Consider the following 24,091-nt stretch of genomic DNA (forward strand, 5'->3'; position numbering starts at 1 on the left):
CCGACGACGAGCGTCCGCGGCGACATGACCCACGATCGAAAGAGCACACCGACGATGCCCAGCGGTTCCGACAAGTCCGGATCGAAATCGGCCAAGGCCATCAAGGCGGCCGGCAAGAAGAGCACGACCAAGGGCGGTGTCCCCGCCCGGAGCGGTGGCGCCCGCGGTCGCAACGTGCCGTGGCTGACCATCGGTGCCGCCGTGGTCGTGATCGGCCTCATCGCGGCCCTGGCGATCAACCTGGTCCCGAAGTACCAGGACCGCGCCGAGGCGCAGCGCTTCGCGCCCAGCGAGTCCAACCAGGATCCGTCGACGGCCATCGAGGGCGTGCAGATCCAGCAGTACCCGGCAGCGCTCCACGTGACCGGGACGCAACGCGTCGCGTACGACCAGTCGCCGCCCTTCGGTGGCCCGCACGATCAGATCTGGGCCAACTGCATGGGCACCGTGTACCCGAACGGTCTGCGGACCGAGAACGCCGTGCACTCCCTCGAACACGGGGCCGTGTGGATCGCGTACGACCCGGACGCGCTGTCCGAGGATCAGATCGCCACGCTCGCGTCGAAGGTCGACGGCCAGCAGTACATGCTCATGTCCGCCTACCCGGGACTCGACTCGCCCGTGTCGCTGCAGTCGTGGGGCCACCAGCTCAAGCTGGACAGCGTCGACGACCCGCGGATCGATCAGTTCATCACCGCGCTGCGCTTGAACCGGTTCCAGTACCCGGAGGTCGGCGCCAGCTGCTCGACCACGCCGCAGACCTTCGACCCGGACAACCCGCCGCCGTTCGACCCGACGCCGCCGGGAGCGGACGCCGTGCCGATGTCCGGTGAGGGCATCACCCCCGACAGCACCGAGCTGACCGATCCGGCGCAGCTGCCGGCCGATCCGGCCCAGCCCGTCGTTCCCACGCCGTGAGCGAGCCGACCACGGGCGCGCAGGACACGAACGCCGTCGACACCGCGTCGACGGCACCCCGGCGCAGCCAGCGCGGTCCGCTGCTCGCACTCGGCGCGGTGGCGCTCCTGCTGGTGGGATTCGCCGTCGGCTTTCTCGCGCAGCTTCCCCTGCGTGACGACACCCCACCCCACCCCGCGCTCGACTCGGTGGACGTCGGCTTCGCGCAGGACATGACGGTCCACCACAACCAGGCCATCGAGATGGCCACGGTCGCACTGGGTTCGGCCACCGATCCCCTCGTGCGCAACCTCGCCTACGACATCCTGACCACCCAGCAGAACCAGGTCGGCCAGATGCAGGGGTGGCTCGCACTGTGGGACGCTCCCCCGCTCCCGACCGGCGGCTACATGGGCTGGATGTCCGACGACTCCGGCCACGGCGGCCACGGTGGTAGCGGCATGGCGGGGATGTCGGGATCCGGCGACGGCACCGTCGCGGCCATGCCCGGCATGGCCACGGCGCAGGACATGACGAACCTCCGGGCCGCCACCGGCCCGGCGGCGGACGTGCTGTTCCTGCAGTTGATGCTGCGCCACCACCAGGGCGGACTGTCGATGATGGAGTACGGCGCGATGCACGCGAGCGCGGCCGTCGTTCGGCAGCTGGCCCGGACGATGGTGGACACGCAGCAGTCGGAGTCGCAGCTCATGACGCAGATGCTGACCGAGAAGGGGGCTGCGCCGATCTGACGTTCGGCATGCGCTAGTCTGTGACAGCCCGATCGGCACACCGGTTCTCCGGTGCGCCCCCGTAGCTCAGGGGATAGAGCGTCCGCCTCCGGAGCGGAAGGCCGCAGGTTCGAATCCTGCCGGGGGCACTCGTTTTCACGCTTCTCGCCGCACCCACTCACCCTCCACCGCGTCCGCGGTGAGCGTCGCCGTGGGCTTGCGGGTCGGGGCCAGATCGTGGCCCGCCCCCTCCACCGTGACCACACGGACCGACGCGGGGATCGTGCGCATCTCGCGGACCAGTTCCTCGCTCGTCGCGAACGGGTCCTTGCTGCCGTGCACGACCACCGTCGGCACCGCGATCGCCGGAAAATGGTCGACACGCAGCACCTCGGGCTTCCGCGGCGGGTGCAGCGGATAGCTCAGCAGCAGGAGGCCGTCGGCCACGGACGGGTTCTCGGCCACCAGCATCGAGGCCTGCCGTCCCCCGTAGGAATGACCGCCGACGATCACCGTGGGACGACGACGGTCCCGCATACCGGCCCACTCGACGACAGCGGCGATGCCGGCGCGATCCGCGGCGGCGCCCGCGCGGTTCGGCGGCCCCGTGGGACGCTGCTGCCGGAACGGCAACGTCATCCGCACCACCCGCAGCCCGCGCTCCGCCAGCGCCGTCGCCACGGCGACGAGCACCGGCGCGTTCTTGTCGCTCCCCGCGCCGTGCGCGAGGACCACCAGGGCGGACGGGTCGTCGGTCGGGTCGTGGACCGCGACGTCGATCCCCTGTCCCGCCCACTCCCCGGTCCACTCCGCCGCCTCACCCGCTGTCATGACACGGAGGGTAGGCCGCGAGGAGACCACAGCAGAACGGGCCCCGGCGTGATCACCGGGGCCCGTTCGCTCAAGGCTAGTGCGGTCAGGGGACCTGCGTCAGGCCCACCGTGGGGAAGAACGCGCAGGTCTTGCCGTCGTGCGTCACCTGGCCGAAGACCGCGGCGAGCACGGTGCCGGACCCGGTGGCCACGGGCGCGAGGCGCACGCCGGCGCTGGGGAAGGCACCGAGGTTGCGCTGCACCAGGTCACGGGCCGGACCCTGGATCACCGGGGGCAGGCCGTCGATGACCTCGGCGGAGATGACGTCGGTGAGCCCGCCCATGTCGGCGAAGCCGCCCTTCAGCGTGTTGACGTTGAACCACGCGACCTGCATGCCGGACTTGTTCGCGGCGTCGTTCACGATGCCGCCGGGGGCGGGCACGAAGGCGTAGAGCGTCTCGCCGGGGTCGGCGATGCTGGTGTCGACATTGGGCAGGGTGGGCAGAGCGCCGACGCCGGGGATCGTCGGCGTGTAGGGGCCGGGGGCCGCGCCGGCCACGGCCGGAACGACGCCGAACGGCACACCGGGAAGGGCCGAGCAGTTCAAGGCCGCGGTCGGGTAGAAGAACGGCGTGAGCCCGAAGCCCTGGAGCAGGCCGTTCGCGGCGTCCACGAGGGCGAGGGGGTTGCCGTCGGGCTCCGCGACGTCGACGGTGGGTGCGGCGCCCAGGACGGCGCGGGCGGCGTCCAGTGCGTCGCCGACGGGATCGGTGGGGTCGGTGCCCTCGGCGGATCCGGTGCCGTCACCGGATCCGGTGCCCTCGAGCGCGGCGATCGCGGCGAGCAGCGGGTTCACCCCGGTGGCCGGGGTGGTCGGGGTGGTCGGCGTGGCGGGCTCGGCGGTGGCCACGGCAGGGACCGCGAGCGCTCCGGCGCACGCGAGGGCGAGGCCGGCGACGGTGCGCCGGAGTCGTCGGGATGTACGCATGATCTCTCCTGGAGTCGGGCGGTGCGGTGGTGGGTCGGAGCCCGGACGGACGGATCCCGGCACGGACTGCTCGGTACGAGTCCACCACGCGTTCCGGCACATCACGGCGGTCGAGACCCAAGTGATACCGAAGTGTCGCATGATGCTGATGTGACTGCTGTGAACCGTGGACGTTCACGCGCATCACACTGACCACGGGGCATCGTCGTGGAAGGATCGACCCATGCCCTCCGCACCGAAGCTCCCGCTCGACCCGATCGCCGAGGCCCATCGGCAATGGGTGCGGCACGGCTGGTCCGATGCCGCGGACGGTATGGCGGCGGTGACGTCCATCATGCGGGTGCAGCAGATCATGATGGCCCGCGTCGACGAGGTGCTCAAACCCACCGGACTCACGTTCGCCCGCTACGAACTACTGACGCTGCTCACCTTCACTCGAACCGGCGCGCTTCCCATGGCGAAGGCCAGTGCGCGCCTGCAGGTTCACCCGACGTCGGTGACCAACGCCGTCGACCGGCTCGAGAAGGCCGGCCTGGTCACTCGGGTCCCGCACCCCACCGATCGACGGACCACCCTCGTCGAGATCACCGACAGCGGACGGCGATTGGCCGTCTCCGCCACCGAGCAGTTGAACGACCGCGTCTTCGGTGCGCCGGGGGTGGAGGGTCGCGAGCTCGATTCCCTGGTCACCATTCTGGCCGGCGTCCGCCGTCGGGCAGGCGATTTCGACGACGAGGACGACTCCGGCTGGTGACCGACGGGGCCCGTCGGTCACCGGCCGGTTCGCTCAACGGTGGCGGAAGTTCGGGGTGCGCTTCTCGACGAACGCGGACATGCCCTCGGCCCGGTCCTCCGTGGCGAACGTCGCGTGGAAGACGCGGCGCTCGAAGCGAATTCCTTCGGCGAGCGTGGACTCGAAAGCCCGGTCGACCGCTTCCTTGGCGAGCATCGCCACCGGCAGCGACTGCGACGCGATGGTCTGCGCCGTCGTCATCGCCTCGGCCTCGAGGTCTGCCGCCGGGACGATGCGTGATACCAGTCCGGCCCGCTCGGCCTCCTCGGCGCCCATGCGGCGACCGGTCAGGCACATCTCCATGGCCTTCGCCTTGCCGACTGCCCGGGTGAGCCGTTGCGATCCACCGATGCCGGGGATGGTGCCGAGCGTGATCTCCGGCTGACCGAACTGCGCCGTGTCCGCCGCGAGCAGCACGTCGCACATCATGGCGACCTCGCAGCCCCCACCGAGGGCGTATCCGGCGACCGCCGCGAGGGTGGGCGTGCGCACGGCGGCGAACCGGTCCCACTCGGTGAAGAGGTCCCCGCCGTGGACGTCGGCGTACGTCTTCGACTGCATCTCCTTGATGTCCGCGCCGGCGGCGAACGCCCGCTCGGACCCGAGGAGCACGATGCACCCGATCTCCGGATCGGCGTCGAATCGCTCTGCTGCGGTGACCACCTCGTGCATGAGGGTGGAGTTCAACGCGTTCAGGGCCTTCGGCCGGTGCAGGCGGATCACGGCGACCCGACCCGACACCGAGATCTCGATGGTCTCGTGGCGCTCGGTCTCGGATTCCCCCGATGCCCCCGTCATGCCGTCTCCCCCGACCGCTCGCGGATGTCCTGGACGATGCCGGAGAAGTCGGACCCGCCGTGCTCGCGGGCGTACTCCTCGTACAGCTCGGCCGCGAGCAGACCCATGCGCGCCGGAACTCCGGTGGCGCGCACCGCATCCGCCGCCAGGCCGAGATCCTTGCGCATCAGGGCCGCGGCGAAACCGGGCGTGTAGTCGTTGTTGGCCGGGGACGTCGGAACCGGGCCCGGCACCGGGCAATTGGTGGTCAGAGCCCAGCACTGGCCGGATGCGGTGGAGGCCACGTCGAACAGCGCCTGGTTGGTCAGGCCGAGCTTCTCGCCGAGCACGAACGCCTCGCTGACCGCCACCATGGAGATGCCCAGGATCATGTTGTTGCAGAGCTTGGCCGCCTGCCCGTTGCCGCCCTGACCGCAGTGCACGACCTTGCGGCCCATGACCTCGAGGAACGGCGTGGCCGCGGCGACGTCCGCGTCGGACCCACCGACCATGAAGGTCAGGGTGCCGGCGGTGGCACCGCCGACCCCACCGGACACGGGGGCGTCGACGGCGCGGTGCCCGGCCCCCGTCGCGATCTCGGCGGCAGCACGGGCGTCGGCGACGTCGATGGTGGACGAGTCGACGAACAGCGTGTCCGGCTCGGCCGCCGGCACGATCTCGGCGTAGCAGTCCAGGACGTGGCGGCCACTCGGCAACATCGTGACGACGACGGACGCTCCGGCCACCGCCTCGGCGGCGGAGGCGACGACCGTGACGCCGCTCGCCCGAGCGGCGTCCTGCGACGCGGGCACGGGGTCGAAGCCCCGGACCTCGTGCCCGGCGGCGACGAGGTTGGCGGCCATGGGTCCACCCATGTGGCCGAGGCCGAGGAAGGCGACAGTGGTCATGCGGGGGATCCTTCGCGGGTGGCGGGAGTGAGGGGCTCGGTGCGGGAGGCGAGACCGAGTTCGGCGTCGCCGAGGGGGGCGAAGAAGCGGTCGACGTCGGCCGCGGTCACCTCGGCGAGAGTCGCCGGCCGCCACGACGGCTGCCGGTCCTTGTCGACGACCTGCGCCCGAATTCCTTCGACCAGATCGGGCGAGTCGAGGGAAGCGACCGACACGCGGTACTCCTCGTCGAGAACCTCGTCGAGGGACGACGCGGCGGCGGCGCGGCGCAGCGACCGCAACGTGACGACCACGGACGTGGGCGATTTCGACTCGATGGCGTCCGCCGCGGCGACCGCCTCGTCGACCCCGGAACGCCGGAGGCGAGCGACGATCTCGGCGGCGTCGTCGCCGGTGTAGGCGTCGTCGATCCACGTCCGCTGCGCCGCGAGGGCCGAGTCGGGCGCGGTGGACGCGAGGGCGAGCGCGGTGTCGACGGTCCCCGTGTGGACCGCCTCGACGAAGGCCTCGAGGTCGGCTGTCGGCACGTAGTGATCGGCGAATCCGGCCGCGATGGCGTCCCCGGCCGACATGCGGGCCGTGGTGAGGGCGAGGTGCGTCCCGAGCTCGCCCGGCGTGCGGGCCAGGAGGTAGGTCCCGCCGACGTCGGGCACGAAGCCGATGCCGACCTCCGGCATCGCGACCTTCGCGGTGTCGGTGACCACGCGGACCGAGGCGTGCGCCGAGATGCCCACGCCGCCGCCCATCACCGCGCCGTGCATGATCGCGACGACCGGCTTGGGGTAGCGGTGGATGCGGGCGTTCATCGTGTACTCGTCGCGCCAGAACTGTGCCGTGGCCGAGCCGGTGGGCCAGTTCGCGCCGGCCTTGGCCTTGGCGTCGTCGTGGATGGCGACGATGTCCCCACCCGCGCACAGCCCGCGCTCGCCGTTGCCGGTGATCAGCACGACGCGCACGGCCGGGTCCGCCGCCCAGTCGATCAGGGCGGCGTCGATGGTCCGCACCATCGCGTGGCTGAGCGCGTTGATCGCTCGCGGCCGGTTCAGGGTGATCGTCGCGACGCCTCGATCGACGCCGAGGATCACCTCGGGTTCGCTGGGGGTGTCGGTCATGCCGCGCCCACCACGGATCGCGCGATGACGAGTCGCATCACTTCGTTGGTTCCTTCCAGGATCTGGTGCACTCGGAGATCGCGCACGATCTTCTCGAGTCCGTACTCGCTGAGATAGCCGTATCCGCCGAGCAACTGCAGCGCGTCGTTGGCGACGGCGAATCCGGTGTCGGTGGTGAACTTCTTCGCCATCGCGCAGAGGGACACCTTGTCCGGGGAATCGGCATCGAGGGCCGCCGCGGCCCGCAGCAGCAGGACGCGGGCGGCCTCGAGATCGGTCCGCATGTCCGCGAGCCGGAACTGCAGGGCCTGGGCGTCGAGCAGTCGGGCGCCGAAGGCGCGGCGATCGGCGAGATACCGCACCGCGGTGTCGAACGCCGCGGCGGCGCCGCCGAGCGAGCAGGCCGCGATGTTGATGCGGCCGCCGTTCAGTCCGTTCATCGCGATGCGAAATCCGTTGCCCTCGCCGCCGAGCAGATGATCCGCCGGCACGCGAACGCCGTCGAGAATCACCTGCCGGGTCGGCTGGGCGTTCCACCCCATCTTGATCTCGTTGGGGCCGAACGACAGTCCCGCCGTGTCCTTCTCGACGACGAACGCCGAGATGCCCGACGGACCGGGGCCACCGGTCCGCGCCATGACGACGTAGACGCCCGACGTTCCGGCGCCGGAGATGAACTGCTTGACTCCGGTCAGCACCCAGTCGTCGCCGTCGCGGACGGCCTTGGTGGTGAGGGCCGCCGCGTCGGAGCCGGCACCCGGCTCGGTCAGGCAGTAGCTGCCGAGCTCGTCCATCGCGCACAGGGACGGCAGCCATCGGCGTCGCTGCTCGTCGCTGCCGTAGGTGTCGATCATCCAGGCGACCATGTTGTGGATGGACAGGTAGGCCGCGACCGACGGGTCACCACCGGCCAGCTTCTCGAAGATGCGGACGGCGTCGACCCGGCGCAGACCGGAGCCGCCGACGTCCTCGGCGACGTAGATGCCGCCCATGCCGAGCGCCGCCGCCTTACGGAGGACGTCGACCGGGAAGTGCTTGTCCCGGTCCCACTCCACCGCGTGCGGGGCGAGGAACTCCGCGGCGAAATCGGCGGCCGTGTCGGCGATCGCGCGCTCGTCCTCGTCGAGCGCGAACAGATCCGAGGTCACTCGCTCAGTCCATCGTCGGAATGACGAAGTGGTTCTGCGCGACGGCTTCCTTGCGGCCGCTGGGCCAGCGCTGTGTCACCGTCTTGGTCTTGGTGTAGAAGCGCACCGAATCCGGCCCGTGCTGGTTGAGGTCGCCGAAACCGGACCGCTTCCACCCGCCGAACGTGTGGTACGCGATCGGCACCGGGATCGGCACGTTGACGCCGACCATGCCGACGTTCACGCGCGCGGTGAAGTCGCGGGCGGTGTCACCGTCTCGGGTGAAGATGGCGACGCCGTTGCCGTACTCGTGGGCCGAGGGCAGGCGCAGCGCCTCCTCGTAGTCGGCGGCGCGGACGATCTGCAGGACGGGGCCGAAGATCTCTTCCTGGTAGATGCGCATCTCCGGCGTCACCTTGTCGAAGAGCGAGGCTCCGGTGAAGAACCCGTTCTCGTGGCCGGCCAGGCTGAATCCGCGGCCGTCGACGACGAGGTCGGCGCCCTCGTCGACGCCGATCTGCACGTAGTGGTTCACGCGCTCGACCGCGTCGGCGGACACCAGCGGCCCGAAGTCGCTGGCGGCGTCGTCGCTACGTCCGACGCTGAGCTTCTCGACACGCTCGACGAGCTTGGCGCGCAACGCCTCGGCCGTCTCCTCGCCGACGGGAACGGCGACCGAGATGGCCATGCAGCGCTCACCGGCACTGCCGTAGCCGGCGCCGATGAGAGCGTCGGCCACCTCGTCGAGATCGGCGTCGGGCATGACGATGGCGTGGTTCTTGGCCCCGCCGAAGCACTGGGCACGCTTGCCGTGCGCGGCGGCGGTCTCGTAGATGTACTGCGCGATCGGGGTGGACCCGACGAAGCCGACGGCGCGGATGCGCTCGTCGGTCAACAGCGCGTCGACCGCCTCCTTGTCGCCGTTGACGACGGTGAAGATTCCGGGCGGGCCGCCCGCCTCGAGGAACAGCTCCGCCAGGCGCAGCGGGACGGAGGGGTCACGCTCGGAGGGCTTGAGCACGAACGCGTTACCGCACGCGATGGCGGGCGCGGCCTTCCAGAGCGGAATCATCGCGGGGAAGTTGAAGGGTGTGATCCCGGCGACCACGCCGAGCGGCTGGCGCATCGAGTAGACGTCGATGCCGGTGCCGGCGCTCTCGGTGAACTCGCCCTTGAGCAGGTGCGGAATGCCGGTCGCGAACTCGACGACCTCGAGGCCGCGCTGGATGTCACCCTTGGCGTCCGCCACGGTCTTGCCGTGCTCGGAGGAGAGCAACTGCGCCAGGGAGTCCATCTCGGCCTGCACCAGGGCGAGGAATCGCATGAGCACACGGGCACGCTTCTGCGGGTTCTGCAGCGCCCATTCACGCTGCGCCGCCTCGGAGTCGGCGATCGCGTCCGACACCTCCTCGGCCGACGCCAGAGGAACGCGGGCCTGCACGGCACCGGTGTTGGGGTCGAACACGTCGGCGAACCGACCGGAGCGGCCGGGAGTGTGCTTGCCGCCGACGAAATGCGTCAGTTCGCGGGGTGCGCCGTCGGACGGGGACTGATCGAGAGCCATGGAACCACCTTCGTCGTTGATAGCGGTCATCCTATGGTTGGACGTCCATGTATGTCTACGGCCGGGTCAGAATCCGCCCAGCCGCCGGTACAGGGACATCAGCTCCGCCACACCGTCGCGCACGGCGGACTCCCCCACCTCCGCGGTCCGCAGCGCGGTGAGCAGGGGCCCGTCCTCGAGATCGTCCGGCGCTGCCACGAACGGCACGTCCGGCGGCGCGGGCACCACGGTCGCGTCCCCGAAATGATCCGACGGATCGACGAGCGAGACACCGTCGTCCTCGGTGTCGCCGACCAGGGCGTCGACCGACAGACCGCGCAGCACCAGTAGCCGAGTCGGATCGGCGTCGATGCGCTCCGCGGTGAGATACGTCAGCGCCGCCGCGTGTTTGCAGGGCGACCCGTGATCGGGACACGAACAGTCGTATCGCAATTCGGACGCACTCGACGGCAACAGCCACCGACCCAACTCCTGCGGAAGAGCCCCCGAGGCCAGCGTCGTCAGCATTCCCGGTGACCGGCGTACGGTCTCGACGACCTCCTCGGTGTCGAACGGATCCAGGGTGGTGACGGTGACGGTGGCGGAGAAGGGCTCGACCTGGCTGCCCTGCACGTCTCCCTCGATGCGGCCGGGCAGGACCGCGAGCGAGATCACCTGCCCGTCCCGCGCGTACGTCCGGCCGCGAGCGAGTCGGCCGTCCTCGGCCAGCCCCTCCATGGTCTCGACGAATCGCCGTCCCCACCAGGTGGAACCGAACCGGCCGCGCGCCGTGGTCGCCCGCACTCCGTCCTTGACCTTCCGCCGCGGCCCGTAGCCGTCCGTCCGCGCCATCACTCGCCCACCGCCTCGTCCGAGAGCGACAGCAGGGAGCGGACCTCTCCGGTCGACAGCTCGGTGATCCAGTGCTCACCGGAACCCACGGCCAGGTCCGCCAGACCCGCCTTGCCCGTGAGGATCTCGTCGATGCGCTCCTCCAGCGTGCCCACGCAGACGAGCTTGCGCACCTGGACGTCTCGACGTTGACCGATGCGGAACGCCCGGTCGGTGGCCTGGTTCTCCACGGCCGGGTTCCACCACCGGTCCAGGTGCACGACATGGTTCGCCGCCGTGAGCGTCAGCCCGGTACCGCCCGCTTTCACGGTGGCCAGCAGGATCGGCGGCCCGTCGGTCGACTGGAACCGCGCGACCATCTCGTCTCGTCCGCGCTTGCTCACCCCGCCGTGCAGGAACGGCACCTCGACGTCGAACCGCGCCGCCAGGTACGGCGCGACCATCCGGCCGAAGGCGGCGAACTGCGTGAACACCAACGCCTTCTCCCCGTCGCCGAGCACGGAATCGAGGATGTCCTCGAGCAACGCCACCTTGCCGGAACGGTGTCGACCCCGCCGAAGCACCGTCGAGCCGTCCGCCAGGAAATGGGCCGGGTGGTTGCAGACCTGCTTGAGCCGGGTCAGCGCCGCCAGGACGGCACCCTTGCGCTCCATCCCCTCCGCGTCGTCGATCTGCCGCATCGTCTCGTCGACCACGGCTTGATAGAGGCTCGCCTGCTCGGCCGTGAGGTTCGTGCGGACCGTCATCTCGAACTTGTCCGGCAGGTCCGCGATGACCGCCTTGTCCGTCTTCACCCGCCGCAGCACGAACGGTGCCGTGAGAGAACGCAACCGGGCCAGGGCCTGCTGATCGCCCTCACGCTCGATCGGCACCGCGAATCGCGCGCGGAACACCGCCGCACCGCCGAGCAGCCCCGGATTGCAGAAATCGACGATCGACCGCAACTCCTCCAACCGGTTCTCCACGGGCGTTCCCGTCAGCGCGATGCGGTGCTCGGCCGGCACGGCGCGGGCGGCGCGCGCCTGCGCCGTGCCGCTGTTCTTGACGTGCTGGGCCTCGTCGAGGACCACGCGCCGCCACCGCGCCGCCGACAACGCGGCGACGTCGCGGGCGAGCAGCGCGTAGGTGGTGACGACCACGTCGGATGCGGCGATCACCGCCTGCAGGTCGTCCCCCGTGACGCGCCCCGCCCCGTGATGGACGTGGACGGTGAGATCGGGAACGAACGTCGCCGCCTCGCGAGCCCAGTTGCCGACCACCGACATCGGTGCCACCACGAGCGTCGGCCGACGGTCCCCTGCGGGTGTCGACGCGCGCTCCGACGCGAGCAGCACGAGGATCTGCAGGGTCTTCCCCAGCCCCATGTCGTCGGCGAGGATCGCCCCGAGCCCCAGCGAACTCATGAACGCGAGCCACTGCACGCCCCGCTCCTGGTACGGCCGCAGCGTGGCCCGCACGGACGGCGGCACGACGACCGGCTCGGGGCGACGATCGCCGTCGAGGAGTGCGGCGACCCAGCCGGTCGCGGCGACGTCCGTGACGGGCGCCGGCGGCGGCTCGGCAGCGGCGAGTTGTCCGAGCGCCGACGCCAGCGGCACCGAACCCGGCGCGCGATGCCGCTCGACGTAGTCGATGGCCCGCGCCAGCACGGCGCCGTCGGCGTGCACCCACTTGCCGCGTACCCGCACCAGGTCGGCCTTCGACGACGCGAGGCGCGACATCTCCTGCGGAGTCAGCACCATGTCGCCGACGGCCACCTGCCAGTCGTACTCGACCAACCGGTCCAGACCCACCGCGGAGTCCTTCGTGGTGGGCGACGGCGGTGCGTCGACGGCCAGACGCATCGAGGTGTCGACGCGCGCCCACTCCCGCGGCAGCAGAACGTCGACTCCGACGCTCTGCACGGCGCGCACACCGGACACGACGAAGTCCAGCACCACCTCGGTGGGCAACAGCAGATCCAGCGAGCCCGGCGCGGTGACGACCGACGCGAGCGGAGGATAGGCGCCCACCGCCTCGGCGAGCGCCCGCACCGCGCTGCGGAACCGAGTGGCATCGGCCACGCCGGCGCCCGGTCGGAGCGAGACCGGTTGCGGCGCTTCGCCGTCCGGTCGGACGAGAACCTCGAGGCGCCAGAGGGCGGACGGCGCGCTCGTCTCGCTGTCGAACTCGGCGTTCGGGACGTCCTCGGCATCCTGGTCGAGATCGTCCGGTTCCACGAGCCGCAGGACCAGGGCCGCGTCCTCGCCCTGCAGACTGTCCCGCCACCGGTCGAGAGCCTGCTCGGATCGCGTCGACCCGTCGTCGTACGGCTCCTCCTCCACCAGCGCCACGAGCAGCGGATGCCGGACGTCCGGCCGACCGAGGACGTGCCGCACCACGGGGTCCGTGAGCTCGCCGATCAGGTCGTCGAGGACCGCGGCGGGATCGCCCTCGGCGCGCTGGACCGGCGGCATGGCCGCCAGCAGCTCGGCCCGCCAGCCTCGCTGATGCTCGTCGCCGAGCAGGCGCCAGCGGAGCCACCAGCGATTCTCGAGCCGCACCTGGTGCGGTACCACTCGACCCGCGCGTGCCCACCGTTCGAGACCGCGGGTGACCGCGGCCAGATACCGAAGGTCACCGGACAGGGCGGGATGCACGAGCGGGACCCGGCGCAGCAGATCGGCCGCTTCCATCGGCGCGAGTGCGGCCGCCGGCACGGCCTCCACGCGGTCGGCCGCACCGGCGGCCGCGGGCATGGTCACGGACGCGGTGTGTCGCAGACGCCGGGCCATCACCCGGGCGAGGAAGGGCGGCAGATCGTCGTGACCCTCTCCACCGTCCCCCTCGGGCCCGTCCCCGTCCGACACCGCACGGTCCTGCCACAGCAGCAGCCCCGAGCCGGGGGTCCAGAGTCCGTGGAGCACGAGGTCCATGAAAGCACCGCCGTCCGACACGGCGATCGACGAGCCTGTCGGTGGCGGCGGGCATACTGCGCACCGTGTTCACCCCGCCCGCCCGCCCCGTGTTCACCCCGCCCCGCCGCCCGCACTCCGGCCCGCCGTTCGCGGCGGTGACGATGCTCGCGGTGCTCGTGTCCGTTCTGGCGGGGTGCTCGCTGATCGCGCCGGTGGAGCCCGCTCCCGGCAGTCCGCCGGCCTCCGCGCTCGATCAGCTGTTGGCGCAGGTCGCGGTGGTACCGGAGCGCCCGGACGTGCCGGGATATCAGCGCAGCTGCAAGCAGGGCGACGCCTGCGTGTTCGGCCCGGCGTGGACCGACGATCACGACGGTCCCGGTGGTCACGACGGCTGCGGCACGCGGGACAACGTGCTGGCCCTGTCCCTGACCGACCTGCAGTTCCGTCCCGGCACCAACGAGTGCGTGGTGGTGGCGGGGACGCTGGCCGATCCGTACAGCGGCGAGGTGCTGCCGTTCACCAAGCAGAACGCGAACGACGTGCAGATCGATCACATCTACCCGCTCGCGGCGGCCTGGGACATGGGCGCCGCGGCGTGGCCGCTCGAGACGCGGATCCGCTTCGCGAACGATCTCGACGTCAATCTCATGGCGGTGTCCGGCGCGGAGAACCAGGCCAAGAGCGACAAGACGCCGGCCGACTGGCTGCCGCCCGACCCCGCGTACCACTGCTTCTACGTGGGTCGGTACCTCACGGCGGCGGTGTCCTACGGACTACCCGTCACGGCCGCGGATCGGGACGCGATGGCGGCGGTGGCACAGGGGTGTCCTTGATCGTGCAGGGGATTATCGTTGCCGACCATGTCGCGGATGCTCACCAAGGACACCCAGCTCTGCATGTCGCTCTCCGGTAGGCCGAGCAACATCGGTACCCGGTTCCACAACTACCTCTACGACGAGCTCGATCTCGACTTCGTCTACAAGGCGTTCACCACCGACGACCTGCCGAGCGCCGTCGCGGGGATCCGCGCTCTCGGAATCCGCGGCTGCGGGGTGTCGATGCCGTTCAAGGAAGCGGTCATCGAGCACGTCGACGTCCTGCACCGGTCGGCGTCCGCCATCGACTCGGTCAACACCCTCGTCAACGAGGACGGGGTGCTGCACGCCCACAACACCGACTACTCGGCCGTGGCGGACCTCGTCACCGCGGCGGGCGTCGACACCGCCGCCCCGGTGACCGTGACCGGGAGCGGCGGCATGGCGAAGGCCGTCGTCGCGGCGCTGCGCGACAGCGGGTTCACCGACGGTGTCGTCGCCGCGCGCAACGAGCGCACGGGCCCGGCACTGGCCGACGCCTACGGATACCGGTGGCAGTCCGCCCCGGACCCCGCGCCGGGGTCCTTCCTGGTGAACGTCACCCCGATCGGCATGGCGGGTGGCCCGGACGCGGACGCCTCGCCGTTCACCACCGAGGCCGTCGCCGCGGCGACGGCGGTGATGGACGTCGTGGCCGTGCCGAGCGAGACTCCCCTGATCCGCGCCGCCCGCGCCGCCGGCATACCCGCGATCACCGGCGCCGAGGTCATCGCACTGCAGGCCGCGTCCCAGTTCACCCTGTACACCGGAATCACGCTGCGCCCCGAACAGATTCAACGCGCGTCGGAGTTCTCTCGCCGCTGACGTCGGCGGCGTTCTCGCGCGAGAGGAGTCACCAGCCCTGCCACGACGGCTTGTGCTCCGCCGCGTAGCGGTAGTAGTCCGCCAGGCGGAGCCGAGCCGCGGCCGGCTCGTCCACCACGACGGTCACGCGCGGATGCATCTGGACCACCGACGCCGGGCAGAACGCCGAGACCGGTCCCTCCACCGCCGCGGCCACCGCATCGGCCTTGCCGTCACCGAGCGCCATCAGCACCAGATGACGGGCGGCGCCGATGGTTCCCAACCCCTGGGTCATCACGTGGTGCGGGACGTCCTCGGCGGAGTCGAAGAACCGAGCGTTGTCCCGACGGGTCTGCTCCGTCAGGGTCTTCACGCGCGTCCGGGACACCAGCGACGACCCCGGCTCGTTGAAGCCGATGTGACCGTCGGTCCCGATACCGAGCAGCTGCACGTCGATGCCGCCGGCCTCGGCTATCGCTCGGTCGTATCGCGCCGACTCGGCGGGGATGTCGTCGGCCTCGCCGTCGGGCCCGTCGATCGCGTCGGGATCGATGTCGACGAGCGCCGCGAACTCGTCGCGGATCACCGATCGGTAGGACTGTGGGTGCGCCGCGGGCAGTCCGACGTACTCGTCGAGCAGGAACGCCCGCGCCCGCGCGAAGGTCAGCCCCTCCTCGCGGTGGCGCCGACCGAGCTCGCGATACACCCCGAGCGGGGTCGACCCCGTCGCGAGGCCGAGCACCGACCCGTCGGCGTCCGCGCCGGCGCGCACGACCTTCTCCACGATGTCGGCCGCCAGCGCGTGCACCGCCGCCGCATCGTCGCGGATGACGATCTCCACTCAGTCCACGTCCTCTCCTGCTCGCACCACCCGGACGGGCACGAGACGGTCATCGGTGATCACCAGGTCGGCGCGCAGTCCGGCCTCCAGCCGGCCGAGCGTGCTCTCCAGGCCGAGGAACCTCGCCGGCGTCGCCGACCCCATGCGCACCGCGGACACGAGGTCCACACCGGACTCGTCGACGGCCCGACGGACGATGTCCAGGACCGTCGACGTGCCTCCCGCGATGGCACCGCCGGTCGTCAGTCGTGCCACTCCGTCGGTGACGGTGACGTCGAGCGCACCCAACCGGTACGGCCCGTCCGCGACGCCGGCCGCGGCCATCGCGTCGGAGACGAACGCGACACGGTCCGGCCCCACCAGATCGACGACCGTGCGCACCGTCTCGGGGTCGAGATGAACTCCGTCCCCGATCAGTTCGAGCATCATCTCCCCGCGCGCGGCCGCGGCGAGGCAGGCCGCCACCGGCCCGGGCGCTCGGTGGTGGAACGGCGGCATGCCGTTGAAGAGGTGTGTCGCGGACACCGGTCCGGCGAGTCGCCGCACGATGTCGGTGACGGCCCGCGCGTCGGTGTCGGTGTGACCCACGGACCCTCGGACGTCGCGGTCGGCCAGGACGTCGATCAGGCGATCGACTCCCTCGACCTCCGGCGCGAAGGTCATCGACCGGACCGCGCCGTCGCCGGCGTCGAGCACCCGGTCCAGCATCTCGACGTCGACGGGAACGATCGACTCGGGATCCTGTGCGCCGCAGCGGCTCACGGCGAGGAAGGGTCCCTCGAGATGCACCCCGGCGATCTCGCCGGAGCGCCACAGATCCGCGAGCGCGGCCGTCTGCCGCACGAGCACGTCCGCCGGTGCGGAGACGAGCGAGGCGAGCATCGTCGTCGTTCCCCGTCGACGGTGGAAGCGCACCGCGGTCGGGGCGGTCTCCGTCGTCGCGTCGGGAAAGCCGACGCCACCACCGCCGTGGCAATGCACGTCGACCATGCCGGGCAGGACGGTGCGGGGGCCTGCCGGCCCGGCCTCGTCGTCGACGGCCGGTCCGACATCGGGGCACTCCGCCGCCGGACCCACCCAGTCGATCCGATCGCCGCGAACGACCACGGCGCCGTCGTCGATCACCGCCTCGGCGGTGACGACCCGACCGCGAAAGGTCCTCGAGGTCACGCTTTTCCGGACGCGTCGTCCAGCACGGCGTCGTCCTCGCGACCGGGAGTGCGCAGGTTCCACTTCTTGATCACGAAGCTGAACAGGACGTAGTAGATCACCGCGTAGACCAGCCCGATGGGGATGAGCATCCAGGCCTTGGTGGCGATACCGAAGTTCAGCAGGTAGTCGATACCGCCGGCGGAGAAGAAGAACCCGTCGTGGATGCCGAGAGCGTTGGTCAGGGCCATGGACGTGCCGGTGAGCACCGCGTGGACGACGTAGAGGGGCCACGCGACGAACATGAAGGAGTACTCGAGCGGCTCGGTGATACCGGTGACGAAGGCCGTGAGACCGGTGGAGAGCATGATGCCGCCCACCACCTTCTTCTGCGACGGCTTGGCGTTCCGGTAGATCGCGAACGCGGCCGCGGGAAGCGCGAACATCATGATGGGGAAGAACCCGGTCATGAAGACTCCGGCCGAGGGGTCACCGGCGAAGAATCGGTTGAGGTCGCCGCGCACGATCTGCCCACTGGCGTCCGTGTAGTCACCGACGAGGAACCAGACCACCGAGTTCAGGATGTGGTGCAGACCCGTGGGAATCAGCATGCGGTTCGCGAAGCCGTAGATGCCGCTGCCGACCACGGAGTGGTCCGCGACGGTGGTGCCGACCCAGTTCAGGGCGCTGTAGAAGAGCGGGTAGAGGAACGACATCAGCACCGCGACGACCAGACCCGTGACGGCGGTGAGAATCGGAACCAACCGTCGACCGCTGAAGAACCCCAGGTAGTCCGGCAGCTTCTGGCGGTAGAAGCGCTGCCAGAGCACGGCGGAGAGCAGGCCGATGACGATGCCCGCCAACACCCCGTAGTCGATGGTGGCGGGGTCACCGTTGGCGTCCACCTCGCCGGCGAGCACCACGGGGGACATGGCCTCGAAGACGCCGTTCATCACCATGTACCCGACGACGGCGGCGAGGGCGGTGGAGCCGTCGGCCTTGCGCGCCCACCCGATGGCGATACCGACGGCGAAGATGAGGGGCAGCCAGGTGAAGACGGACTGACCGGCCGCGGAGATGACGGACGCCGCCGTCTCCAGCGGTGCGAACCGGCCGAGCAGGTCGGGCTGACCGAGGCGGAGCAGAATGCCGGCTGCGGGCAACACGGCGATGGGCAACATGAGCGACCGGCCGAAGCGCTGCAGTCCGGCCAACGACCGGGACTCCTTCTTGACCGTCGAATCCGCGTCCGGCGCGGGCGTTCCTGTGGAACCGTCGATGGGGGCAGCCATGGGGACCTTCTTCTCGAAGAGTGTTGTGGACCGGCGTCTCCCACGGGTACTGTCCGGTCATAACCAGTTGTAGTTTGGCCAGGTCGGGCAGTGATGTCAACCGCCTTCTGTGACCGCGACTACACCGACAGCGAGAGGACCCTACCCATGGGCAAGGCGGAGCAGATCGTGGCCGGCCTCGGCGGCGCGGACAACATCGTCGAGATCGAAGCGTGCATCACCCGACTGCGCACCGAGGTGCGCGACGGGTCCCTCGTGAACGAGGCGGCGCTGAAATCCGCGGGGGCACACGGCGTCTTCGCCAAGGGCTCGGCGGTCCAGGTCATCGTCGGACCGGAGGCCGACACGCTCGCCGAGGACATCGAGGACATTCTGTGACCACGGTCGCGGCGCCGCTGGCCGGCGCGGTCGTCGCTCTCGCCGACGTGCCGGACCCGGTCTTCTCCGCGCAGATGGTGGGTGCCGGCGTCGCGATCAGGCCGTCGACGCGGACGGGCCGGGTCGACGTCGTGTCGCCGGTCGCCGGCCGGCTGCTCAAGCTGCATCACCACGCCTTCGTCGTCCTCACCGACGACACGAAGGGCGTCCTGGTGCACGTCGGCATCGACACGGTGCAGATGAAGGGCGACGGCTTCGAACTCGTCGCCACCGAGGGCGCCACGGTGGCTGCCCGTGACGTGGTGGTGCGCTACTCCCCCGAGGCCGTCGTCGCCGCCGGATACGACGACGTGTGTCCGGTGGTGCTGATGGACTCGGCAGCCGATTCGGTGGACGCATCGTCCGTCGGTCGGGACGTCGTCCCCGGCGACACCGTGTTCGAGATCTGACCCCGCGCGACCCGATTCCAGGAGGTCAGGGTCGCCGACCCGGACGCCGCTGGCCCTGCACTTCCATCGAGAGCTGGTACCGATCGCAGCGGTACCAGCTCTCGCAGTGCTCGATCGGTTGATCGCCGTGGAAGGACACGCGGTCGAAGTACAGCACCGGAGCACCGCGCTTGGTGCCCAGCAGCGTCGCGATCTCGGTGTCCGCCGCGGTGGCGCTGACGGTCTGCTCGGCCCGGTCGATGGTCCGGTCGTAGTGCACCGAGACCGCGTCGTAGATCGACGCGCTGAGATCGTGCTCGATCAACCCGGGCAGGACCGACGCGTCGTACCAGCCGTCGTCGACGCTGACCGGCTCGCCGTCGGCGAGGCGAAGTCGCTTGATGTGGTACGCCTTTCGGCCGTCGTCGATCCCCAGCGCGGCGACCGTCGCCGCGGACGGTTCCTCGAGTCGCGCGAACAGCACCACCGTGGTGGGCCGCAGGCCCTGCGCTCGCATCTCCTCCGAGAACGACGCGAGATGCAGGCGAGACTGCACCGGTCGGCTGGCGACGAACGTCCCCTTGCCGCGCACCCGCACCAGATGGCCTTCGTTGACCAGCTGGCCGATCGCCTCGCGGACGGTGATGCGGCTGACGCCGTAGTCCTCCATCAGCCGCCGCTCGCTGGGCATGAGATCGCCGGGCTGCAGCTCCTTGGTGCATCGATGCAGCAGAATGGCGCGCAGCTGTTCGTGTTTGGGAACGGCACTGTCCCGAAGATGGACGGGCATCACCACGAGCGTCTCCGGGGGTCTCGGCCGAGCAGGGCGGGGCGGGGATGCCCGCCCCGCCGCAGCGGTACGGACTGGTCCCGACCGATCCTAGTCCGGACGTCGTTCCTGCGCGCGCTCTTTCGGCCCGTCCCGCCGCATGACCCGGGCGAGCCGGAGGCCGGCCGCATGACCCCGGGCAGGCCGGAGGCCGGTCGTCGGTTCCCGGGTAGGCCGGAGGCCGGTCGCAAATTTCCGGCTGTGGCATTCTCCTGTGCCATGACCACTGCTCCCGAGGCCACCGACTACCCCGTGCTGTGGCCGGTTCCGACGCGGTGGGCGGACAACGATCACTACGGGCACGTCAACAACGTCGCGTACTACTCGTTCTTCGACACCGCGGTCAACGGGTGGCTCATGTCGGCCACGGGCACCGACATTCGCGAACTGGACGCCGTCGGGGTCGTCGCCGAGACGTCGTGCCGCTTCCTCGCCCAGCTCAGCTTCCCCGACGAGCTGCGGGTCGGCATCGCGGTCGAGAAGCTGGGAACGTCGTCGATCGTGTACTCCCTGGCCGTGTTCCGGGTGCACCAGGACGAGCTGGTGGCAGCGGCGACGGGCCGATTCGTGCACGTGTACGTCGATTCCGCGACCCGCCGGCCCGTCCCGATTCCCCCGAGCATCCGCGCCGTCGTCGAGCCGCTCACGGCATGACGGAACCCGCGGCGCGCCCGGTGAGCCTCGCGGTGCCGATCGGCGCCGGGGTGGTCACCGCGCTGGTGGGGTTCACGTCGTCGTTCGCCGTGGTCCTGACGGGGCTGCGCGCGGCGGGCGCAACGGACGCCCAGGCCGCCTCCGGGCTGTTCGCTCTCAGCCTCATCATGGGCGTCGGCATCGTGGGTCTCGCTCTGCGCTATCGCATTCCACTGACCCTGGCGTGGTCGACGCCCGGCGCCGCGCTGCTCGCCGGCACCGGAGCGATCGTCGGCGGGTGGCCGGCCGCGGTGGGCGCGTTCGTCGTGGTGGGTCTCGCCATCGTGCTGACGGGCGCGTGGCCGCGGCTGGGTGCGCTGATCGCGTCGATCCCGGTCTCGCTCGCCCAGGCCATGCTGGCCGGCGTCATCCTGCCGCTGTGCCTCGAACCCGTCCGTGCGCTGGCGGCGTCGCCGGTGGCGGTCGCGCCCGTGGTGCTGACCTGGCTGGTCCTGCAGCGCTTCTCGCCGCGGTGGGCCGTCCCCGCGGCCTTCGGCGTCGCGGCGGCGGTCATCGGAGTGTCCCTCCTGCGCTCCGGTACCGCGGTCCCGGCCGACGCGCTGGTTCCGACGCTGTCGCCCGTCGCCCCGGTCTGGACCTGGCAGGCCGCCGTCGGGGTCGCCCTGCCGCTCTACATCGTGACCATGGCGTCCCAGAACATTCCGGGTACCGCCGTCATGGCGTCCTTCGGCTACACCGTTCCGTGGCGGGCCTCGATGACGGTCACGGGAGCCGCGACCGCCGCGGCGGCCCCGGTCGGCGCCTTCGCCGTCAACCTCGCCGCCATCAGCGCCGCCCTCGCCGCCTCCCCCGACGCCGAACCGAACCGGGACCGTCGGTGGATCGCCGCCGTCGCCGCGGGCGTCGCCTACCTGCTGCTCGCGGTGTCGTCCGCGGCCCTGGCCACCCTGGTCACCCTGGCCCCCGCCGGAATCGTCGAGACCGTCGCGGGACTGGCCCTGCTCGGCACCCTCGCCTCGGCTCTCGCGGCGAGCACCCAGCATCCCGCCGACCGGGTGCCCGCCGCCATCACGTTCGTCGTGGCGGCGTCGGGCGTCGCGGTCGCCGGCATCGGCTCGGCCTTCTGGGCCCTCGTCGCCGGTCTGGTGGTGCGCGCCGTGACCGCCGACAGGACCTAGAGAATCCCCGCGTCCTCCGCGGTGGCGACGGCGCGCGCGACGATTCCGTCGATCAGCGACGTCGTCGGCCCCCCGTCCCGTGCACGGTTGCGCTCGTCCGTCATCGCGCGGCGCAGGACACCCTCGGCGATGATGGAGAGCTTCCACAGCGCCAGGGCGTGCCAGTACGGCACGGTGGCGGTGTCGCGGCCCGTCGAGCGGGCGTAGGTCTCCACGAGGTCGTCCCGACGCGGGAAGCCCGGCAGCGTCGAGGCCTGGAAGAAGCCCGGGGTGTCGTCCGACGCCTCCGACCAATAGGCCAGCAGCGCACCGACGTCCGCGAGTGGATCGCCCAGGGTGCACAGCTCCCAGTCGACGACGGCGACGATGGTGCCGTCGCCCCCGGTGATGACGTTGCTCAGATGGAAGTCGCCGTGAACCAGCGACAGTTCCGTCTGCTCCGGCGCGTGGTCCGTCAGCGCCGCGGCCAGCCGTTCGAGCACGGGGACCTCACGCGTCTTGGACTGCTCCCACTGGGCGGACCACCGCTTGATCTGCCGCGCCGCGTACGGCTTGTGGCTGGCCAGGTCGGTCAGACCCGTCGCGTCCAGGTCGACGTCGTGGATGCGGCCGAGGGTGGTCGGCATCTCCACCCCGACGGTGCGACGACGGTCCTCGGAGAGTCCGGCCGCCACCGACGGATCGTCCAGAACGACGCCGTCGACGTGGCTCATGAGGACCAGCGGCGCGTCGGTCACCGCGGGATCGTCGGTCAGGGCGATCGTGCGCGGCACCGGAACCGCGGTGTCCTGCAACGCCGAGAGAATGCGGAACTCGCGGGCGACGTCGTGCGCGGACGCGAGCAACGTCCCCAGCGGGGGCCGGCGCAGCACCCACCGATGGCCGGCGTCGTCCGACACCAGGTATGTCAGGTTGGACTTGCCGTTGCCGATGCGCTCGTAGGCGAGAGCGCCCTGCGCACCGACGTCCAGCCCCGCGATCCACGACGCGATGCCGTCGGGATTCAGTCCGGCGGGAGTCGCGTCGGTCACGACGACACCGTCCGGTACGGCGCGAGTTCGGTCCGCGCGATGGTGCGCTTGTGCACCTCGTCGGGGCCGTCGGCGAGTCGCAACGTGCGCAGGTGGGCGTACATCGACGCGAGCGGGAAGTCGTCGGACACCCCGCCGCCGCCGTGCACCTGGATGGCGCGATCGACGATCTTCAGCGCCATGGCGGGAGCGGCGACCTTGATGGCGGCGATCTCGACCCGAGCCTCCTTGTTGGAGAACTCGTCCATCATCCAGGCGGCCTTGAGCGTGAGCAGCCGGGCCATCTCGATCTCGATGCGCGCCTCCGCGATCCAGTCCTGGATGTTCGCCTGCGCCGCAATGGGTTTGCCGAACGCGACGCGTGACGACGCCCGCGCGCACATCAGCTCCAGCGCCCGCTCCGCCATCCCGATCGCGCGCATGCAGTGGTGGATGCGTCCCGGGCCCAACCGAGCCTGGCCGATCATGAACCCGGCACCCGGACCGGCGAGGACGTCCTTGCCGGGGACGCGCACGTTCTCGAACAACACCTCGGCGTGACCCTCGCGGTCCTGGTAGCCGAACACCGGCAGCCCGCGGAGCACGGTGACGCCGGGGGCGTCCATGGGGACGACCATCATCGACTGCTGCTCGTACGTCGCCGCCTCGGGCGCGGTCTTGCCCATGACGATCATGACCCGGCAGTTCGCGTGCAGCGCGTTCGAGGTCCACCACTTGCGCCCGTTCAGGATCCAGTCGTCCCCGTCGGCCGTCATCGACATGGCGATGTTGGTGGCGTCCGAACTCGCGACGGCCGGCTCGGTCATGGCGAACGCGGACCGGATCTCCCCGTTCAGCAGCGGCGTGAGCCACGTCCGCTTGTGCTCGTCGGAGCCGAACCGGGTGAACACCTCCATGTTTCCGGTGTCCGGCGCCGAGCAGTTGCAGGCCTCCGGCGCGATGGCCGGGCTGCGGCCCATGATCTCCGCGAGGGGCGCGTACTCGGCGTTGGTCAGACCGGGGCCGTACTCGGGGTCCGGGTGGAACAGGTTCCACAGTCCGCGGGACCGGGCCTCGGACTTGAGGTCCTCGAGGATCGCCGGCTGGTGGTGCGGGTCGCCGGACTCGCGAATCTGCTGCTCGTACACCGCTTCCGCGGGATAGACGTGCTCGTCCATGAAGGCGAGCAGCCGCTCGCGGTAGTCGAGGCAACGGTCGGTGAAGGAGAAATCCATG

24 protein-coding genes and 1 tRNA gene are annotated in these 24,091 nt (G+C 70.8%); 10 read left to right on the plus strand and 15 right to left on the minus strand.

The features are described from left to right. The first annotated feature begins 54 nt into the window (after nucleotides 1-54). The 3 genes from RC2_RS16865 (at nucleotide 55) to RC2_RS16875 (ending at nucleotide 1,777) form a co-directional block, all read left to right on the plus strand. Complete coding sequence (locus RC2_RS16865) at nucleotides 55-918, plus strand: thioredoxin-like domain-containing protein (protein WP_068152151.1); 864 nt, start codon at nucleotides 55-57, stop codon at nucleotides 916-918. After that, on the plus strand, nucleotides 915-1,649 hold the full coding sequence (locus RC2_RS16870; RefSeq protein WP_072681670.1) for a DUF305 domain-containing protein: 735 nt from the start codon (nucleotides 915-917) through the stop codon (nucleotides 1,647-1,649). The genes RC2_RS16865 and RC2_RS16870 overlap by 4 nt, the downstream gene beginning before the upstream one ends. Before the next feature lie 55 nt (nucleotides 1,650-1,704). Continuing rightward, a tRNA-Arg gene (locus RC2_RS16875) sits at nucleotides 1,705-1,777 on the plus strand. 7 nt (nucleotides 1,778-1,784) lie between these two features. Here RC2_RS16875 and RC2_RS16880 read toward each other — a convergent pair. Continuing rightward, the gene (locus RC2_RS16880) at nucleotides 1,785-2,459 is read right to left on the minus strand and encodes an alpha/beta hydrolase family protein (protein ID WP_082895715.1); all 675 of its coding nucleotides are present in this window, start codon (nucleotides 2,457-2,459) and stop codon (nucleotides 1,785-1,787) included. An 85-nt stretch (nucleotides 2,460-2,544) separates the two neighbouring features. Further along, on the minus strand, nucleotides 2,545-3,429 hold the full coding sequence (locus tag RC2_RS16885; protein WP_068152096.1) for a hypothetical protein: 885 nt from the start codon (nucleotides 3,427-3,429) through the stop codon (nucleotides 2,545-2,547). Between the two features lie 223 nt (nucleotides 3,430-3,652). On the opposite strand from RC2_RS16885, the gene RC2_RS16890 reads away from it, so the two are divergent. Beyond that, nucleotides 3,653-4,183 carry a MarR family winged helix-turn-helix transcriptional regulator gene (locus RC2_RS16890; protein ID WP_068152099.1) on the plus strand — a complete coding sequence of 177 codons (531 nt, stop codon included), beginning with the start codon at nucleotides 3,653-3,655 and terminating at the stop codon, nucleotides 4,181-4,183. A 33-nt stretch (nucleotides 4,184-4,216) separates the two neighbouring features. Here the strand turns inward: RC2_RS16890 and RC2_RS16895 are convergent, their stop codons facing one another. From RC2_RS16895 to RC2_RS16925, 7 genes are all read right to left on the minus strand, one after another. Further along, nucleotides 4,217-5,020, minus strand: a complete 804-nt coding sequence (locus RC2_RS16895; RefSeq protein WP_068152104.1) for an enoyl-CoA hydratase — start codon at nucleotides 5,018-5,020, stop codon at nucleotides 4,217-4,219. After that, nucleotides 5,017-5,907 (minus strand): 3-hydroxyisobutyrate dehydrogenase, encoded by an 891-nt coding sequence (gene mmsB, locus RC2_RS16900; RefSeq protein ID WP_068152106.1) that lies wholly within the window; start codon nucleotides 5,905-5,907, stop codon nucleotides 5,017-5,019. Before mmsB ends, RC2_RS16895 begins: the two co-directional genes overlap by 4 nt. Further along, the gene (locus RC2_RS16905; RefSeq protein WP_068152109.1) at nucleotides 5,904-7,019 is read right to left on the minus strand and encodes an enoyl-CoA hydratase/isomerase family protein; all 1,116 of its coding nucleotides are present in this window, start codon (nucleotides 7,017-7,019) and stop codon (nucleotides 5,904-5,906) included. The genes mmsB and RC2_RS16905 overlap by 4 nt, the downstream gene beginning before the upstream one ends. Beyond that, complete coding sequence (locus RC2_RS16910; RefSeq protein ID WP_068152157.1) at nucleotides 7,016-8,155, minus strand: acyl-CoA dehydrogenase family protein; 1,140 nt, start codon at nucleotides 8,153-8,155, stop codon at nucleotides 7,016-7,018. The genes RC2_RS16905 and RC2_RS16910 overlap by 4 nt, the downstream gene beginning before the upstream one ends. 16 nt (nucleotides 8,156-8,171) lie before the next feature. Then, the gene (locus RC2_RS16915; protein ID WP_068152124.1) at nucleotides 8,172-9,710 is read right to left on the minus strand and encodes a CoA-acylating methylmalonate-semialdehyde dehydrogenase; all 1,539 of its coding nucleotides are present in this window, start codon (nucleotides 9,708-9,710) and stop codon (nucleotides 8,172-8,174) included. Between the two features lie 66 nt (nucleotides 9,711-9,776). Further along, nucleotides 9,777-10,541 carry an SWIM zinc finger family protein gene (locus RC2_RS16920; RefSeq protein ID WP_068152129.1) on the minus strand — a complete coding sequence of 255 codons (765 nt, stop codon included), beginning with the start codon at nucleotides 10,539-10,541 and terminating at the stop codon, nucleotides 9,777-9,779. Further along, nucleotides 10,541-13,447 carry a DEAD/DEAH box helicase gene (locus RC2_RS16925; protein ID WP_371829121.1) on the minus strand — a complete coding sequence of 969 codons (2,907 nt, stop codon included), beginning with the start codon at nucleotides 13,445-13,447 and terminating at the stop codon, nucleotides 10,541-10,543. The genes RC2_RS16920 and RC2_RS16925 overlap by 1 nt, the downstream gene beginning before the upstream one ends. 152 nt (nucleotides 13,448-13,599) lie before the next feature. Here RC2_RS16925 and RC2_RS16930 point away from each other — a divergent pair, with 152 nt between their 5' ends. Next, nucleotides 13,600-14,271, plus strand: coding sequence for an HNH endonuclease family protein (locus RC2_RS16930; protein WP_068153242.1), 672 nt, complete (start codon nucleotides 13,600-13,602; stop codon nucleotides 14,269-14,271). Between the two features lie 27 nt (nucleotides 14,272-14,298). Further along, a complete protein-coding gene (locus RC2_RS16935) occupies nucleotides 14,299-15,117 on the plus strand; it encodes a shikimate 5-dehydrogenase (protein ID WP_072681673.1) in 819 nt (272 codons plus the stop codon). Nucleotides 15,118-15,145: 28 nt separating this feature from the next. On the opposite strand, the gene nagB is transcribed toward RC2_RS16935, so the two are convergent. From nagB to RC2_RS16950, 3 genes are read right to left on the minus strand one after another with little or no spacing between them, the layout of a single operon-like run. Further along, nucleotides 15,146-15,937: a glucosamine-6-phosphate deaminase gene (nagB, locus tag RC2_RS16940; RefSeq protein ID WP_068145536.1), complete on the minus strand. Its 792-nt coding sequence runs from the start codon at nucleotides 15,935-15,937 to the stop codon at nucleotides 15,146-15,148. Further along, nucleotides 15,938-17,107 carry an N-acetylglucosamine-6-phosphate deacetylase gene (nagA, locus tag RC2_RS16945; RefSeq protein ID WP_068145538.1) on the minus strand — a complete coding sequence of 390 codons (1,170 nt, stop codon included), beginning with the start codon at nucleotides 17,105-17,107 and terminating at the stop codon, nucleotides 15,938-15,940. It lies immediately after the preceding gene. After that, entirely contained in the window at nucleotides 17,104-18,267 is a 1,164-nt protein-coding gene (locus RC2_RS16950) for a PTS transporter subunit EIIC (protein ID WP_072681711.1), read from the minus strand. Before RC2_RS16950 ends, nagA begins: the two co-directional genes overlap by 4 nt. Nucleotides 18,268-18,525: 258 nt before the next feature. Between RC2_RS16950 and RC2_RS16955 the strand changes: the two genes are divergently transcribed. Both RC2_RS16955 and RC2_RS16960 read left to right on the plus strand, forming a co-directional pair. Then, nucleotides 18,526-18,756, plus strand: a complete 231-nt coding sequence (locus RC2_RS16955) for a PTS sugar transporter subunit IIB (RefSeq protein WP_068145544.1) — start codon at nucleotides 18,526-18,528, stop codon at nucleotides 18,754-18,756. After that, nucleotides 18,753-19,205 carry a PTS sugar transporter subunit IIA gene (locus tag RC2_RS16960; RefSeq protein ID WP_068145547.1) on the plus strand — a complete coding sequence of 151 codons (453 nt, stop codon included), beginning with the start codon at nucleotides 18,753-18,755 and terminating at the stop codon, nucleotides 19,203-19,205. Before RC2_RS16955 ends, RC2_RS16960 begins: the two co-directional genes overlap by 4 nt. Nucleotides 19,206-19,230: 25 nt before the next feature. On the opposite strand, the gene RC2_RS16965 is transcribed toward RC2_RS16960, so the two are convergent. Further along, entirely contained in the window at nucleotides 19,231-19,977 is a 747-nt protein-coding gene (locus RC2_RS16965) for a GntR family transcriptional regulator (protein WP_068145652.1), read from the minus strand. A 255-nt stretch (nucleotides 19,978-20,232) separates the two neighbouring features. On the opposite strand from RC2_RS16965, the gene RC2_RS16970 reads away from it, so the two are divergent. Together RC2_RS16970 and RC2_RS16975 are read left to right on the plus strand one after the other, a co-directional pair. Further along, nucleotides 20,233-20,667 (plus strand): acyl-CoA thioesterase, encoded by a 435-nt coding sequence (locus RC2_RS16970; RefSeq protein WP_068145549.1) that lies wholly within the window; start codon nucleotides 20,233-20,235, stop codon nucleotides 20,665-20,667. Then, nucleotides 20,664-21,845, plus strand: coding sequence for a benzoate/H(+) symporter BenE family transporter (locus RC2_RS16975; RefSeq protein ID WP_068145553.1), 1,182 nt, complete (start codon nucleotides 20,664-20,666; stop codon nucleotides 21,843-21,845). The genes RC2_RS16970 and RC2_RS16975 overlap by 4 nt, the downstream gene beginning before the upstream one ends. Here RC2_RS16975 and RC2_RS16980 read toward each other — a convergent pair. Both RC2_RS16980 and RC2_RS16985 read right to left on the minus strand, forming a co-directional pair. Further along, nucleotides 21,842-22,876, minus strand: a complete 1,035-nt coding sequence (locus tag RC2_RS16980) for a phosphotransferase family protein (RefSeq protein ID WP_068145556.1) — start codon at nucleotides 22,874-22,876, stop codon at nucleotides 21,842-21,844. The genes RC2_RS16975 and RC2_RS16980 overlap by 4 nt on opposite strands. Then, nucleotides 22,873-24,090 carry an acyl-CoA dehydrogenase family protein gene (locus RC2_RS16985; protein WP_068145560.1) on the minus strand — a complete coding sequence of 406 codons (1,218 nt, stop codon included), beginning with the start codon at nucleotides 24,088-24,090 and terminating at the stop codon, nucleotides 22,873-22,875. The genes RC2_RS16980 and RC2_RS16985 overlap by 4 nt, the downstream gene beginning before the upstream one ends. Nucleotide 24,091 lies beyond the last annotated feature (1 nt).

Source organism: Rhodococcoides corynebacterioides NBRC 14404 (genome assembly GCF_001894765.1).
Lineage (GTDB): Bacteria > Actinomycetota > Actinomycetes > Mycobacteriales > Mycobacteriaceae > Rhodococcoides > Rhodococcoides corynebacterioides.